This window comes from Pseudonocardia sp., assembly GCF_050246655.1.
In the GTDB taxonomy this organism is placed as follows: Bacteria; Actinomycetota; Actinomycetes; order Mycobacteriales; family Pseudonocardiaceae; genus Pseudonocardia.
In genome coordinates this window covers 41986-56305 of sequence record NZ_JBFWVQ010000027.1, presented here as the reverse complement: position 1 = coordinate 56305, position 14320 = coordinate 41986, and the positions used below count along the sequence as shown (strand labels likewise).

Annotated in this window: 17 protein-coding genes; 7 read left to right on the top strand and 10 right to left on the bottom strand. The window is 74.8% G+C overall.

Features of this window, described 5'->3' with window-relative positions:
• The first annotated feature begins 71 nt into the window (after positions 1-71).
• Complete coding sequence (locus AB7J25_RS11850) at positions 72-323, top strand: WhiB family transcriptional regulator (RefSeq protein ID WP_428508121.1); 252 nt, start codon at positions 72-74, stop codon at positions 321-323.
• 110 nt (positions 324-433) lie between these two features.
• Here the strand turns inward: AB7J25_RS11850 and AB7J25_RS11845 are convergent, their stop codons facing one another.
• A complete protein-coding gene (locus AB7J25_RS11845; protein ID WP_428508119.1) occupies positions 434-1921 on the bottom strand; it encodes a sensor histidine kinase in 1488 nt (495 codons plus the stop codon).
• 96 nt (positions 1922-2017) lie between these two features.
• On the opposite strand from AB7J25_RS11845, the gene AB7J25_RS11840 reads away from it, so the two are divergent.
• Positions 2018-2092 (top strand): 50S ribosomal protein bL37, encoded by a 75-nt coding sequence (locus AB7J25_RS11840; protein WP_428508131.1) that lies wholly within the window; start codon positions 2018-2020, stop codon positions 2090-2092.
• 22 nt (positions 2093-2114) lie between these two features.
• On the opposite strand, the gene rsrA is transcribed toward AB7J25_RS11840, so the two are convergent.
• Together rsrA and AB7J25_RS11830 are read right to left on the bottom strand one after the other, a co-directional pair.
• A complete protein-coding gene (gene rsrA, locus AB7J25_RS11835; protein ID WP_428508117.1) occupies positions 2115-2465 on the bottom strand; it encodes a mycothiol system anti-sigma-R factor in 351 nt (116 codons plus the stop codon).
• A complete protein-coding gene (locus AB7J25_RS11830) occupies positions 2462-3106 on the bottom strand; it encodes a sigma-70 family RNA polymerase sigma factor (protein ID WP_428508129.1) in 645 nt (214 codons plus the stop codon). Before AB7J25_RS11830 ends, rsrA begins: the two co-directional genes overlap by 4 nt.
• A 309-nt stretch (positions 3107-3415) precedes the next feature.
• On the opposite strand from AB7J25_RS11830, the gene ybaK reads away from it, so the two are divergent.
• Positions 3416-3895 (top strand): Cys-tRNA(Pro) deacylase, encoded by a 480-nt coding sequence (ybaK, locus tag AB7J25_RS11825; protein ID WP_428508115.1) that lies wholly within the window; start codon positions 3416-3418, stop codon positions 3893-3895.
• Positions 3896-4088: 193 nt separating this feature from the next.
• Here the strand turns inward: ybaK and AB7J25_RS11820 are convergent, their stop codons facing one another.
• Both AB7J25_RS11820 and AB7J25_RS11815 read right to left on the bottom strand, forming a co-directional pair.
• On the bottom strand, positions 4089-4712 hold the full coding sequence (locus AB7J25_RS11820) for an alpha/beta family hydrolase (protein ID WP_428508127.1): 624 nt from the start codon (positions 4710-4712) through the stop codon (positions 4089-4091).
• Between the two features lie 158 nt (positions 4713-4870).
• Positions 4871-5659, bottom strand: a complete 789-nt coding sequence (locus tag AB7J25_RS11815; RefSeq protein ID WP_428508113.1) for an SOS response-associated peptidase — start codon at positions 5657-5659, stop codon at positions 4871-4873.
• A gap of 83 nt (positions 5660-5742) precedes the next feature.
• Here AB7J25_RS11815 and aroA point away from each other — a divergent pair, with 83 nt between their 5' ends.
• The 3 genes from aroA to AB7J25_RS11800 all read left to right on the top strand — a co-directional run bounded on the left by aroA (position 5743) and on the right by AB7J25_RS11800 (position 9031).
• Positions 5743-7068 carry a 3-phosphoshikimate 1-carboxyvinyltransferase gene (gene aroA, locus AB7J25_RS11810; protein WP_428508125.1) on the top strand — a complete coding sequence of 442 codons (1326 nt, stop codon included), beginning with the start codon at positions 5743-5745 and terminating at the stop codon, positions 7066-7068.
• Positions 7065-8084, top strand: coding sequence for a ribosome small subunit-dependent GTPase A (gene rsgA / locus AB7J25_RS11805; RefSeq protein WP_428508111.1), 1020 nt, complete (start codon positions 7065-7067; stop codon positions 8082-8084). The genes aroA and rsgA overlap by 4 nt, the downstream gene beginning before the upstream one ends.
• 89 nt (positions 8085-8173) lie before the next feature.
• A complete protein-coding gene (locus AB7J25_RS11800; protein WP_428508109.1) occupies positions 8174-9031 on the top strand; it encodes a hypothetical protein in 858 nt (285 codons plus the stop codon).
• Between the two features lie 21 nt (positions 9032-9052).
• Here the strand turns inward: AB7J25_RS11800 and AB7J25_RS11795 are convergent, their stop codons facing one another.
• Both AB7J25_RS11795 and AB7J25_RS11790 read right to left on the bottom strand, forming a co-directional pair.
• Positions 9053-10306 (bottom strand): cation:proton antiporter, encoded by a 1254-nt coding sequence (locus AB7J25_RS11795; protein ID WP_428508107.1) that lies wholly within the window; start codon positions 10304-10306, stop codon positions 9053-9055.
• An 8-nt stretch (positions 10307-10314) separates the two neighbouring features.
• Positions 10315-10791, bottom strand: coding sequence for a DUF6069 family protein (locus AB7J25_RS11790; RefSeq protein ID WP_428508105.1), 477 nt, complete (start codon positions 10789-10791; stop codon positions 10315-10317).
• Between the two features lie 140 nt (positions 10792-10931).
• On the opposite strand from AB7J25_RS11790, the gene AB7J25_RS11785 reads away from it, so the two are divergent.
• Positions 10932-11690, top strand: coding sequence for a hypothetical protein (locus AB7J25_RS11785; RefSeq protein WP_428508103.1), 759 nt, complete (start codon positions 10932-10934; stop codon positions 11688-11690).
• On the opposite strand, the gene AB7J25_RS11780 is transcribed toward AB7J25_RS11785, so the two are convergent.
• The 3 genes from AB7J25_RS11780 to AB7J25_RS11770 all read right to left on the bottom strand — a co-directional run bounded on the left by AB7J25_RS11780 (position 11623) and on the right by AB7J25_RS11770 (position 14163).
• Positions 11623-12255, bottom strand: coding sequence for a hypothetical protein (locus tag AB7J25_RS11780; RefSeq protein ID WP_428508101.1), 633 nt, complete (start codon positions 12253-12255; stop codon positions 11623-11625). The genes AB7J25_RS11785 and AB7J25_RS11780 overlap by 68 nt on opposite strands.
• Complete coding sequence (locus AB7J25_RS11775; RefSeq protein ID WP_428508099.1) at positions 12147-13571, bottom strand: hypothetical protein; 1425 nt, start codon at positions 13569-13571, stop codon at positions 12147-12149. The genes AB7J25_RS11780 and AB7J25_RS11775 overlap by 109 nt, the downstream gene beginning before the upstream one ends.
• Positions 13572-13851: 280 nt before the next feature.
• Positions 13852-14163 (bottom strand): hypothetical protein, encoded by a 312-nt coding sequence (locus AB7J25_RS11770; RefSeq protein WP_428508097.1) that lies wholly within the window; start codon positions 14161-14163, stop codon positions 13852-13854.
• Positions 14164-14320: the final 157 nt, after the last annotated feature.

The following is a 14320-nucleotide window of genomic DNA, read 5'->3' as shown; positions in this document are numbered from 1 at the left end:
ACAAGCGCGTATAGAGTGAGATGACCGATCGGCGCGACCCCGATCGCGCACGCACGAGGAGCAGAGCAACCATGGACTGGCGTCACCGCGCAATCTGCCGCGACGAGGACCCCGAGCTGTTCTTCCCGGTGGGGACGAGCGGCCCGGCCCTGCTGCAGATCGCCGAAGCCAAGACGGTGTGCCGCCGCTGCCCCGTGGTCACCGAGTGCCTGACGTGGGCGCTGGAGAGCGGCCAGGACGCGGGTGTGTGGGGTGGCATGAGCGAGGACGAGCGCCGCGCGCTCAAGCGGCGCAACACCCGCGCGCGGGCACACTCCGCCTGAGACATTCGACACAGCTCGGGCGGCCCCACGCCCGACGACTCCCCTCGCGGGTCCGGTCCGCACGGATCGGACCCGCACACATGGCACAGGCCGACCCGGCCGCCCGTCGCTCAGCTGGAGACGACGGGTAGGCGCAGCGCGGCGAGCGTACCGCCCTCGGGCCGGTCCGAGATCCGCAGATGCGAGTCGAGTTCGGAGCTGCACAGCGTCTGGACGATCTGCAACCCCAGGCCGTCGGCTTTCTCCAGAGAGAAGCCCGGCGGCAGGCCGCGGCCGTCGTCGGCGACCGTGACGTCCAGGCCCTCGCCCGAACGCACCGCCGTCACCACCACCTCGCCGGAACGTCCCGGCTCGAACGCATGGGCCAGCGCGTTGTGCACCAGCTCGGTGAGCACCAGCACCAGCGGCGTGGCGAGCTGGGCCGGGAGCGTGCCGAAGCTGCCGTCCCGGCGCACCTTGGAACGGGCGTCCGCGGTGGCACCGTCCCCGATCGCCGGGAGGACCTTGTCCACCAGCTCGTCGACGTCCACCCGGTCCGCCAGCGACACGGACAGGCTCTCGTGCACCAGCGCGATCGAGTTGACCCGGCGCACGCATTCGGCGAGCACCCGACGGGCTTCCGGGATCGTCGTGCGACGCGCCTGCAGCCGCAGCAGCGCCGCCACGGTCTGCAGGCTGTTCTTCACGCGGTGATGGATCTCGCGGATCGTGGCGTCCTTGCTGAGCAGCGCCTGGTCCCGGCGCCGCAGGTCCGTGACGTCGCGCACCAGCACCAGCGCGCCGGCCGCGTCCCCGCGTGGGCGCATCGGCAGCGCCCGTACCAGCATCACGGCACCGCGCGCCCGGATCTCGGTGCGGGGTGACGCGCGACCGGCGAGCGCCGCTCCGATCAGCGCGCCCACCTCGGCCGCGTCGAAGGGATCGGTGAGCAGCGCTCGCGTGGCCGCCGCGAGCGATGCGCCCACGAGGTCGCTGGCGTGCCCGAGGCGGTGGAAGGCCGAGGACGCGTTCGGGCTCGCGTAGGAGACGTTGCCGCCCGCGTCCAACCGGATCAGGCCGTCACCGGCGCGCGGGCTCGTGTCCACGACGGCGGCCTCCGCGGGCGGCGGGAACGTGCCGTCCGCGATCATCTGGCACAGGTCCGCCGCGCTGCCGAGGTAGGCGATCTCCAGTGGGCTGGGCATGCGTGGCATCCCCAGGTTCGTGTCCCGCGACAGCACCGCCACCACGTGTCCGTCCCAGCGCACGGGGACGGTCTCGCGGCGCACCGGCACCCCGCCGTGCCAGCGCGGCTCCTCGATCCGGAAAATCCGGCTCTCGATGACCGCCCGGCGCAGCTGCGGGTGCTCCTCGCTACTGACGCGCTTGCCGACCCGGTCCTCGTGGTAGGCCGTCGGCGCCGTCGTCGGGCGCACCTGTGCCACACACAGGAACTCCTCCGGGCGGGCCGCGTCGGCGGACACCGGCACCCACAGCAGGAAGTCCGCGAACGACATGTCGGCGAGCAGCTGCCACTCCGCCACCACCCGCTGCAGGTGCTGCACAGCGCCTGCCGGAAGGCGGGTGTGGGCCGCGAGGAGATCGCTCAGGGTCGTCATCGACTCCGATACTCCCACGTCCCGACCGCCGCGCGGACCGCTTCGAGGCGGGTGCGACACTCGACGCCAACCTGCGATGCAACGAGGAGGTCAGTGATGTCCAAGCGCGGACGCAAGAAGCGTGCCAGGAGGAAGAACGGCGCCAACCACGGCAAGCGGCCCAACACCTGAGCAGCCGCCACGGGCCCGGAGGTCAGGAGCGACGCTCCACCCGGGTCGCCCGCACCTCCGTCGTGCGCACCTCGACGGTGGTGCCCTCCGGGCCCGACTCCACCGTCACCTGCGCCTGCTGCATCACCGCCACGCGGATCTGGCGGCGCAGCCGCTCCTTGAACTCCGCAGGCGCGAGCTCCCCGCCGCAGCGGCTGGCGAGCAGCCGCTTCACCGCCTCGTCGATCCCGTACTGGGCCAGGCACGGACTGCACTCGTCGAGATGCCTGGCGAGCAACGCGCGCCGCTCCTGGTCGCACTCGTGATCCAGGAACAGCCACACCTGGGCGAGCACCTCGGAGCAGTCCGTCTCGTGGGGGTCTCCGCAGCTCACGACGACACCTCCTGCTCACCACGCGGAGCGACGGCGGAGCGAGCCTCGGCACCCCGCAGGAACCCGCGCTCCCGGGCGGTGTCGGTGAGCAGCTCGCGCAGCTGGCGGCGGCCGCGGTGCAGCCGCGACATCACGGTACCGATCGGGGTTCCCATGATCTCGGCGATCTCCTTGTAGGCGAAGCCCTCGACGTCGGCGAGATACACCGCCATGCGGAAGTCGTCCGGCAGCTGCTGCAGCGCCGCCTTGACGTCGTCGTCCGGCAGCCGGTCCAGCGCCTCCAGCTCGGCCGAGGGCAGTCCCTGCGACGTGTGCTCGCCGGCCTGGGCGATCTGCCAGTCCGTGATCTCCTCGGTCGGCTGCTGCAGGGGCTGGCGCTGACGGCGGCGGTAGCCGTTGATGTAGGTGTTGGTGAGGATCCGGTACAGCCACGCCTTGAGGTTGGTGCCGGCGCGGAACGTCGCGAACGCAGCGTAGGCCTTGAGGAAGGTCTCCTGGACGAGGTCCTCGGCGTCGGCCGGGTTGCGGGTCATCCGCAGCGCGGCGCCGTAGAGCTGGTCGATCAGCGGCATCGCGTCGCGCTCGAACCGCGCGGCCCGCTCGGCCGGCGTCTCGCTCTCGGGTACGCCGGTGTCGGCCACGGCCGCCGTCTCGGAGCCTGCCCCCTCGTTCGTGGCCTCGCCGTCGAGGGCGGAGCCGGACACGGGGTCTGACACGGGGTGGGACACGGACTCCTCCAGGGGAGCCCTCGTGCCGGTGGTCACCGAGGTGCCGGGCACCGCGCTCCTCTCGGGACGGGACGGGCCGTCGGGGACGGCCGCGATGGCGGGACCGTTCGAGCGTACGCGCCGCCCGCCCGGGCGGCGCGCCGGACGCTCCATGAGTGCCTGTGTCACGTTTGGACCAACACCGGCGCGGGAGCCCCGATTCCCTCACCTAGGGTGACGTGCGTGGCAGGACAGGGCACCCCCGCGACGGCACTGCTCGCGCGGCAGAAGGTCGCCCACCGGATCCATTCCTACACCCACGGCGCGGGCCAGGCCTACGGGCCGGAGGCCGCGGAGCTGCTCGGGCTGGACCCGGCGCGGGTGTTCAAGACGCTGGTCACGGAGGTCGACGGGAAGCTCACCGTCGGCGTGGTCCCGGTGTCGGCGACGCTGGATCTCAAGGCGATCGCCGCCGCCGTCGGGGGCAAGCGGGCGCGGATGGCCGAGGTCGCCGCCGCCGAGCGGGCGACGGGCTACGTGGCGGGCGGCATCTCGCCGCTGGGGCAGCGCAAGCGGCTGCCGGTGGTGGTGGACGCCTCCGCGACCGGGTTCGACACCGTGTTCTGCTCGGCGGGACGGCGCGGGCTCGAGGTGGAGCTCGCGCCCGCGGAGCTGGTGCGGCTCACGGCCGCGACGGTGGCACCGATCGCGGCGGGCACCTGAGGGTCGGCTGCCGCGGCAGGTGGGCCTGCCGGCCTCGTGGCCGGCCACGGCGACCGGCCACGACGGCCGTGCACCCCGGCAGCGCACGACCGGCCTGAACGCACACTCGGCACGGCGAAACCCGCAACTCGCGGCCGCGGGACCCGCAACTCGCGGCCGCAGGATGCGCAACTCGCGGGGGTCGGCGGGTGGATCAGCCTGCGGGGACGACGCGGGCGAGCCACTGCGCGACGGTGGCGCGCAGCAGCGGGCGGTCCGCCTTCAGCGAGTGGTCGCCACGCAGCAGCACCAGCTCGCGGCCGGGGGCGGCCTCGGGAACCCCGAAGGCGTCCCGGGCGCCCTGCACGACCAGGACCGGGACCTCGGGTGCGGCCAGTTCGGGCAATCGCGTCCGCTCGGGACGGCCGGGCGGGTGCAGCGGGAACGCCAGGCAGAGGACGGCCACCGCACCCCCGGGGCCGGCGGTCCGGCACGCGACGCGCGCCCCTGAGCTCCGGCCACCGAACACCAGCGGGCCGTCGTGGAGCGACGCGCGGACGTCGGCCACGACCGCGAGCCACGCGGCGTCGAGCTGGTCGGTCGGGGCGACGTTGCGCCGCCCCGCCACGCGGTAGGGCTGCTCGACCCCGACGACGAGCAGGCCCGCGGCGAGGGCCTCCTCCGTCGCGGCGACGAGGTCCGGCGCGGCGAGGCCGCCACCCGCGCCGTGGCCCAGCAGCAGCGCGGCCCGGACGCGGCTGTGGCCGCCCGCCCCGGGCTGCGGACGCCGGACGGTGATGCGGGCGGGACCGTGCGGGGTGGCGACCTCGCGCACCACCGGGTCGGTGTCGGCCGCGGTGGGATCGGCGGCGGGACCGGCGGCGGGGGCCGGGCCTGCAGCGGCGGTCGACACGGTCGACACCGTCGACACCGTCGACACCACCGCGCCGGCCACCGCGGCCCCGCCACCCCGTGCGCCCGCGACGCCACGGCCCGTCACGACGGGTTCGGCCCGGCGAGCAGGTCCAGCTGCAGCGGCTCGGCGACGTCGGCCTCCGCGAGCGGTTCCAGCAGCTCGGGCCCGTTGTTGCGGACGCTGTTCACCGCGGAGGACACCGCCCGCAGCTCGAAGTGGGCCACCAGCTCCGGCGACGGCGGGGCGAGCAGCGCGGCCACCGCGTCGTCCGTGGCGGGGCGGTCCGGGTCCAGCCAGGCGTCCCACGCGTCGGGCGGCAGGACGAGCGGCATCCGGTCGTGCACCTGGGCGAGCGCGCCGACGGCGTCGGTGGTGAGCACCGCGCAGGTGACCAGCCCGTCCGGGAACTCCGGGTCCTCGTCGCGCTTCCAGTACTCCCACAGGCCCGCCATCGCGAGCGACGCCCCGTCGGCGTAGCTGGTGTAGTACGGCTGCTTGTGTTCGGGCCCGCGCTGCCACTCGTACCAGCCCGCGGCCGGGATCAGGCAGCGCCGCGACGCCATCGCCCGGCGGAACGCGGGCTTCTCCCGCGCGCTCTCGACCCGCGCGTTGATCATCCGGGCGCCGCCCTTGGCGTCCTTCGCCCAGGAGGGGACGAGACCCCAGCGCATCATGCGCAGGGTCCGCTCGGTGTGGTCCGGGTCAGGGGTACCGTCCTCGTCCCGAGGGTGGCGCTCGACGACCGCGACGACCTGCTTGGTCGGCGCGACGTTGTAGTCCTGCGTCGCCCCGCCTGCGGTGGCGTCCACGGCCCGGAACTCGTCGGCGAGGTCGGCGGGGGCCTTGATCGAGGCATAGCGACCGCACATGCCCCCATCCTTCCACCGCCCGCGTGGCCGGGACGTCACCCGCCGCCGGGTGGGGAATCATGGGCGGCGTGAGCCCTCAGCCGATGGAGCGCCCCTGGCCCGCCCCGCACGCCGCGGCCCCCGTCCGCGGCACCGTGTCGGTGCCCGGGTCGAAGTCGGTGACGAACCGCGCGCTGCTCCTCGCGGCGCTGTCCGGCGGCCCAGCGCGGGTGTCGGGTGCGCCCGCGACCCGTGACACAGCCTTGATGGTCGGCGCGCTGCGGGCGCTCGGCGTGCCCGTGGACGTCGGCGGTGTCGGCGGTGTCGGCGGTGTCGGCGGTGTCGGCGGTGTCGGCGGTGTCGACGGTGAGGACGTGGCGGTCGCCGTGCACGCCGGGTTCGCCGGCGGCGGCACCGTGGACTGCGGCCTGGCCGGCACCGTGATGCGGTTCGTCCCGCCCGCGGCGGCGCTCGCGGACGGCCCCGTCCTCTTCGACGGCGACGCCCGCGCCCGGGAGCGCCCGATGCGCACGGTGCTGGACGCGCTGCGCTCGCTCGGCGCCCGCGTCGACGGGGACGCGCTGCCGTTCACGCTGCGCGGGTGCGGGACGCTGCCCGGCGGCGAGGTGGTGATCGATGCCTCGGCGTCGTCGCAGTTCGTGTCGGGCCTGCTGCTCTCGGGGGCCCGCTACGACAAGGGCGTCACGGTGCGCCACCGTGCCTCCACCGGCACGCCGGTGCCGTCGCTGCCGCACATCGCGATGACGGTCGCGATGCTGCGGGAAGCCGGCGTCACGGTGGACGACGCGGAGCCGAACACCTGGCGGGTGCTGCCCGGGCCCGTCGCACCGCGGACGTGGGCGGTGGAGCCGGACCTGTCCAACGCCTCGGTGTTCCTCGCCGCGGCCGCGCTCACCGGCGGCGAGGTGACGGTCGCGGGCTGGCCTGCGGGCTCCGTCCAGCCGGGCACGGAGTTCCTGGACGTCCTCGCGCAGGCCGGCGCGGAGGTCTCCCCCGGCCCCGCGGGCATGACGGTGCGGGGCACCGGCGGGCTGCGTGGCGTGGACGTGGACCTGCGCGACGCCAGCGAGCTGACGCCGACGGTGGCGGCGCTCGCCGCGTGCGCCGCCACGCCGTCGCGGATCCGCGGGGTGGCGCACATCCGCGGCCACGAGACGGACCGGATCGCCGCGCTCGCGACCGAGCTCACCGGCCTGGGCGGCGACGTCACCGAGACGGAGGACGGGCTGGAGATCCGGCCCGCGCCGCTGCACGGCGGCCCGTGGCAGGCCTATGCCGACCACCGGATGGCCACCGCGGGAGCGCTGGTCGGGCTGGTGGTGCCCGGCGTCGTCGTGGACGACGTCGCGTGCACGTCGAAGACGATCCCGGACTTCCCCGGTCGCTGGGCGGAACTCCTCGGCACGTGAGGGCCCGCGAGTACGACGAGTCCGACGTCCGGGTGCGGCCCGGCCGCCGGGGCAGCCGCCCGCGCAGCAAGCGCCGCCCCGACCATGCCGACGCGCAGCCCGCGATGGTGACGGTCGTGGACCGCGGGCGCTGGACGTGCGCTCCGGACGGCGACCCGGACCGCGCGCCGGTGACGGCGATGCGGGCCCGTGAGCTGGGCCGCACACCCATCGTCGTCGGGGACCGGGTGGGGCTGGTGGGCGACCTCTCCGGCGCCCCCGACACGCTCGCCCGGATCGTGCGGGTGGAGGAGCGCTCCAGCGTCCTGCGCCGGACCGCCGACGACACCGACCCCTTCGAGCGGATCGTCGTGGCGAACGCCGAGCAGCTCGTGATCGTCACGGCGCTCGCGGACCCGGCGCCGCGCACCGGTTTCGTCGACCGCTGCCTCGTCGCCGCCTACGCCGGCGGGCTCAGCCCGCTGCTGTGCCTCACGAAGGCCGACCTGGCCGATCCGGCACCGTTCGCGGCGCAGTACGCCGACCTGGACCTGCCCGTGGTGGTCACGCGCTTCGGCCAGGGCGCGATCGTGGGCGGCGACGTGCTCGCGGCGCGGCTCGCCGGGAAGGTCTCGGCGCTGATCGGGCACTCCGGGGTCGGCAAGTCCACGCTCGTGAACGCGCTGCTGCCCGAAGCGGACCGCGCGGTCGGCGCAGTGTCCGCGATCGGCAAGGGGCGGCACACCACCACCGCGGCGATCGCGCTGCCGCTGCCCGGGCCGGAGCACGGCTGGATCGTCGACACGCCCGGCGTGCGCTCCTTCGGGCTCGCGCACGTCACCCCCGACGACGTGATCGCGGCGTTCGGCGACCTCTCCGCCGCGATCGAGGACTGCCCGCGCGGCTGCGGCCACCTCGGCCCTCCCGCGGATCCCGAGTGCGCCCTGGACGGCCTCGTCGAGCGGGGGGAGCTGCGGCCCGCACGGCTCGCGGCGCTGCGACGCGTCCTGGTCGCGCTGCGCGATCCGGGCTACTGACACTAGTCTGTCCGGCGGAACTTTGTCCGGGGACGTAGCGGATCTGCGCCTGCGCCGACTTCGGTGATGTCGATCGAGAGGGGCCGCCGGTGACCCGCAACGGACGGATCGTGCTCGCCGCCGTCATGGCGGCGATCGTGCTGATCGCAGTGATGATCACCTGGGCGCTGGCGCACCCCTCGCCCACCCCGACGCCGGCCGCCGCACCTGCGGGGAACGCGACCCCGGATCCCGTCATCACCTCGTTCCACATGATCGCGGAGTTCGACTGCCCGGGCGGCACGGCGTCCGTCCCGGCCGCGTGGACGACCAAGGACGCCACATCGGTGAGTTTCGCCGTGAACGGCACGGCGTTGCCGAACGCGGCGGGCTACCCGGTGAGCGGCACGGCGGAGCTGCCGGTGCCGTGCGACGGGAAGTCGCACGCGGTCACCCTGACCGCGAAGGACGGCACCGCGAGCGTGAAGCGGACCGTCTACGTCAACACGCAGCAGCCCACTCCGCCGCCGCCGGGGGCGCCGGACGTCTCGGCGTTCCAGATCCTCGAGAACGTGACCTGCACGGGCGGGCAGCCGCTGCTGGTGGCGGCCGCCTGGGCGACCCAGAACGCGACCGCCGTGAGCTTCTCGGTCGACGGGCAGCCCCTGCCGGCCGCCGCGGGCTTCCCCGTGACCGGTGCCGGCAAGATCCCGGTGCCGTGCGACGGAGCCGAGCACGTCGTCACGCTGACGGCGGCGAACGCCGCGAACCAGACGGCGGCGCTCAGCCGCCCGGTGAACACCACGGTGGCCCCGCCGCCCACCCCGCCGCCGACCACCACCGTGACGACGACCGTGACGACGACGGTCACGACGCCGACGACGACGGTGACCATCACCCCGACGGAACCGGTGACGCCACCGGTGACCGTGCCCGACGATCCCACGACGACCCCGGACGGCGGCTGATCGGGTCCGGCAGGCCCCGGTTCAGCCGGGGCCGGGCGGGCGCGGCGGACCCCCGGCCCCGTCGCCACCCGGATCCGCCTCGGCGACCCGGTCGGCCGGGTCCAAAAGCTGCCCCGACTCGGGCAGGCCCCGCCGGTGCACCGCGACGGCCACGGCGGGCAGCAGCAGCACCGTGAGCATCCCCGCCCCGACGAGGGCGGCGGCGTTCTCGGGCAGCATGAGGCCGTTGCGTCTGCCGATCTCGGTGAGCGCGACGAGCAGCGGCAGCGTCGTGGAGGTGATGAGCAGCATCTCCACGCGCTCGCGCCGGTCCAGCGTGCCGCGGTACACCAGCAGCGTGGGCAACCCGCGGATCGCGACGATCAGGCCGAAGAAGGCCAGCACCCGTAGCGGGTTCTCGGCGATGGACTGCAGGTCGAGCACCATGCCGGAGTAGACGAAGAAGATCGGGACGAAGAAGCCGTACGCGATGGCGTCCATCTTCCCCTCGAGCACCGGTGCGGCCGGCCCCGACCAGCGCCGCAGCACCAGCCCGGCGGCGAACGCGCCGAGGACGGCGTCGAGGTGGAAGGTGTTCGTCGTCGCGAGGAGGAGCACGAGCAGCAGCACCGTGAGGCGCACCGTGATCTGGTTGGTCTCGTGCTGCAGGCCCGCCAGGAGGTCCGAGATCCGCCGACTGCGCAGCAGCCGGGAGGCGGCCGACAGCAGCAGCGCGAGCACGACCACCCCGGCCAGCGACGCGAGCGCGACGAGCCGGTTGGCGACCCCGAGGAAGATGGCGATACCGAGGATCGGCAGGAGCTCGCCGACCGCACCGCTCGCGAGCAGGTGACGGCCGAGCCCGCCGCGCAACATGTCGTTCTCGCGCAGGATCGGCAGCAGCGTGCCCAGCGCGGTGGTGGTGAGCGCGAGCGCGACGGGCACGAAGTCGCGCACGAAGCCCACCGACACCAGCGCGGCCACCGCGCCGATCGCGAGCGCGAGGCTGATCACCCAGGACAGCAGGGCGGAGCGGCCCTCGTGCTGGCGGAAGAGGCGGACGTCGACCTCGTAGCCCGCGAGGAGGAACACGAAGCCGATCCCGACGTCGGCGAGGAACTGGATGCTCTCGGGGGTGCCGAACTGGAACCCCTGCGGGCCGATGATCATGCCGCCGATCAGCAGGAGCACGACCTGCGGGATCCGCGGTCCCGGCAGCAGGGCGAGGATCAGCGGCGCGAGGGCGCCGACGACCGCGACGGCCAGCAGCGTGTCGATACTGCTGGTGAGATCCACGGGTGACGTCAGGTGTTGTCGATCTCGAACCGGCCCGGGGACCGGCGGCGACCGCGCGTCGCGCTGGCCGCGGCCCCGGAGACGAGGCTGCCGATGGCGACACCGAGGACGAGGTGGATGATGCTCTTCGCCAACGCGATGCCGAACGGGTCGGCGAGGAACGGGACAACCACCGCGGCCGTGGTGACCAGCCCGACGATCCAGCCGAAGTACGACATCGGCTGCGGGGTGGACAGCAGCAGCAGGTGGGCCAGGCCGGTGGCGACGAGGGCCGCGGCGGCCGCGGCCGCGCACAGCAGCAGCGTGTCGGAGTCCCCGAACGCCCCGGCCTCGCGCGGCGAGTAGAGCGCCAGCTGCGCGATCGTGCGGGCGACGAGCACGCCGACCAAGGCGATCAACGCGGCGATGACGGCGGTGGCGAGACCTCCCGACCACAGCCGCGCCGCGTCGACCGGCGGAGGGCCGGTCTCCTCGTAGTAGCCCATCTGGCCCCCCTTCCTGATCGTTCTCCCCGGCGGGGAGTCTGGCCGCACCGGCGCCGTCCCGTCCAGCACTTCCGCACGGAGCGACCCCGGTGGAGCATCGGGGCCTGCACACACGGGGGTGGGCGATGGTGGGGTGGAGCGTGGCCGACCGGCACGTGCTGGTGGCCTGCATGCTGGTGGCGTTCCTGGTGACGTTCCTCGCGACGCGCCTGGTCACCCGCGCCATCCGGGCCGGTCGAGGGCCGTTCCGGGACACCACGGTCGGCGGCGTGCACGTGCACCACCAGGTCTACGGGATCTTCCTGCTGCTCCTCACGGGGACGGCCGCCTTCACCTACCGTCCGGAATCGCCGTGGGTGGAGGTGCTCGCGGTCCTCTTCGGCGTGGGCGCCGCGCTGACGCTCGACGAGTTCGCGCTGTGGCTGCACCTCGAGGACGTCTACTGGTCCGCGGAGGGGCGTACCTCCGTCGACGCGGTGATGCTCGCGACGGTGATCGGCGCGCTCCTGCTGATCGGGGCGAACCCGTTCGACGAGTTCGACGCCGACGGCGAGGCGACGGTCGCGGTCTCGGTCCTGCTGAACGCCGCGTTCGTGGGGGTAGCTCTCCTGAAGGGGAGGGTCGTCCTGGCCGTCGTCGGGATGTTCGTGCCCCTGGTGGCGTTCGTGGCGGCGCTGCGCCTGGCCCGGCCCCGCTCACGGTGGGCCCGCCGCTACGACCCGGAGAAGCTCGCCCGCAGCCACGCCCGCTTCCCGGCCGCCCGCGAGACCCGCCTGGACCGGCTCGTCGACCTGTTCGCGCTGCCGCCCGAGCCCGCCGACCGCGATCCCTTCAGTCCCGAGCCGGCCGCTGGTGGCCTGGTGACGCGGGAGCCGGGCGGGTCGCGTCGGAGCGGCTGAGCACCGCAGCGCCGCCGACCGCGAGCAGCAGCCCGACCGCGCACGGCCACGCCCAGCCCGGGCGCACGGTGTCGCCGAGCAGCACGACGCCCGCCAGGCCCGGCACCACCGCCTCGGTCACGACGAGCACGCCCGTCACCGTGGCGACGTCGCCGCGGGTGAGCGCGCGGGTGTAGGTGGCCACGCCGAGTGCGGCGAAGACGGCGAACGCGTAGGCGGACGGCTCGGCCGGCAGCGTCGTCAGGTCCTGGGCCAGGCTGGGGCTCAGGTGCAGCGCACGCACGGCGAGCGCCACGCCGCCGAAACCCAGCCCGGCGACGACCGCGCACGGCACGGGCCGGGCCGCCCGCCACGCGGGGACGGCCACCGCGGCCAGCACCAGCGACGTGCCCAGCAGGATGATCCCGACGCGCGCCGTCGGCTCCGCGTCGGTGCCCGCACTCGCGGCGACGACGGTCAACCCGCCGACGCAGGCGGCGATCGCGAGCCGGTCCGCGCGATGCAGCGGCTGGGCGTAGAGGCGGTGCGCGGCGAGGGCGGTGATCGCGATCGACCCGGCGAGCACGGCCTGTACCGCGAACACCGGTAGGTAGCGCAGCGCCAGCACGGTGAGCGCGAACCCCAGGACGTCCACCCCGAGCCCGACCAGGTACAGCGGCTGGGACAGCAGGCGGCGGGCCCCGGCCGCCCGCCGCCCGCCCGCGGCCTCCAGCAGGCCTGCGGCGCTGTTGGACACCGCCGCGCAGAAGGCCGCGACGAGGCCCACGACCGCCGCCACGCCGGCCTCCCTCCCGGCCGGACCGTCCGGCACGGGGCCGAGCCTGCCCGATCGCGGCTACTGGGGGCGACCGCCGGGCCGATCCGGGTCGATCCGGTCGGGTCCGGGTGGCCCGGTCCCACGAGCACCGCCGATCCGCCGCAGGTCCGGGCCGTCCGGGGACGCTGCGGCGCCGCGGCCGCCGGGAACGTCCCCCCGCGCAGGGCGAGCGCGGTGCGCACCGCGAGCAGGCCGAGCAGCGCGGTGACGGCCGCGAGCAGCGTCGCGGTGGCCGCACCTGCCGCGAAGGCGGGCAGCAGCACCACCCAGTGCAGCAGGTAGCCGGCCGTCGCCGCGTAGGGGAACGCGAACGCCCAGCTCGCCGGTCCGAACCCGGCCCGCCGGTAGCGGCGTGCCAGGAGGCACTGCTGTGCGAGCGCCGCGAGGACCGCCACGAGCAGGACGGCCCCGAACGCGTCGATGCGCCCGCCGGTGAGCGCGAGATGGGCGCTGCCGGCGAGCACCGGCGGGGCGATCTCCAGCGCCCGCGCGGGCATCAGCGCAGGCGGCAGCGGATGACGGGTCGACCGCAGCACGACCAGCGGGCCCAACACCACCCAGCAGGCCAGGCCCGCACCGAGGCCGATCCGGGCCGGGCCGGGGAACCCGGCGTGGGCGAGGGTCGTCGCGGCGAACAGCGGACCCACGACGGCCGGCAGGAGGTGGCCGGGGTGCAGGTCACGCAGCCGCGGCCGGCCGCCCGGCCGGGCGAGCACCAGCGCGCCGACCAGCACGGTGAGCATCGCGCAGACGGCCGCCGGGCCCGCCAGGCCCAGCCCCGCGGCGACGCTCGTCGCTCCGATCGGCAGCAGGCACAGGTACGGCGCGCGCCCGGGGTCACCGAGCTCGGCGGCCAGGCCGCGACGGCGGCGCAGCACCGGCCGGGCCCAGGCGACGGCCAGCGTCGCCCAGGCGAGGCCGGCGGGCAGGTAGAGCGCGGTCGCGGGCCAGGAGGGCGCCGCGCCGAGGTGGTGGGCGGCCGCCCACGTCCCTGCCGACGCGGCGATGCCGGTGGCGATGCCGAGGAGGTTGGGGGTGACCCGGGCCGCGGGTGCGGCACTCACGACGACCTCCTCGGCGTTGTCCCGGTGTTCTCCCCGGCGTTCTTGGCGTTCTCGGCGTTCTCCCCGGCGTTCTCCGCGGCGTTCTCCCCGGCACAGCGGGCGGGCGGGTCAGCCGGACTGCGTCCACGTGCCGTCCGGCCAGCGGTAGGCGTCGCCGAACCGCCGCGGCGCTGGCCCGCTCGGGATGCCGTCCCGGCCCCGGCGGGTCCGACGGCGGCCGAGAACGCGCCGCATGCGCGTGGCGACGGTGGCGTCACGATTCGTCGACATGACGTCCCGCTCAGCAGTGCGGCAGCGTGGTCGGCGCGGAAATCGCGTCGCGGTGGACGTATCCGTCGCTTTCCGAACCCTTGATGCGGAACCAGTTGAAATTGCCGTTGCGCTCCTGGCCCTCGGTGAGGCACAGGGCCTCGACCCGCTCGCCCTGGTGCAGCGCCTGCACCCGGACGGAGTCGGTGGACGGGCTGGTGTACGACCAGGTTGGCTGCTTGATCACAGCGTTGGTCCCGCTGGCGTCCGCGGTCCCGGCCAGCCCGAAGAGCCCGCCGGCGACGATCGCCGAAACGGCCGTTGCGGTGGCGATCCAAGGCATGTCAATTGCTCCTTCTCGGTGGCGGAGAATCGTGTTCTCCTGGCCTTGCTCGGCGCTTTCTGCGCCCACCGAGAAATATGCCGGAAAAGGACTTCCCGCGGGATCGGGTGATCAGCCGACGGATCAGGGGAACGTCGCTGTCGGGCGATCGGCCGAC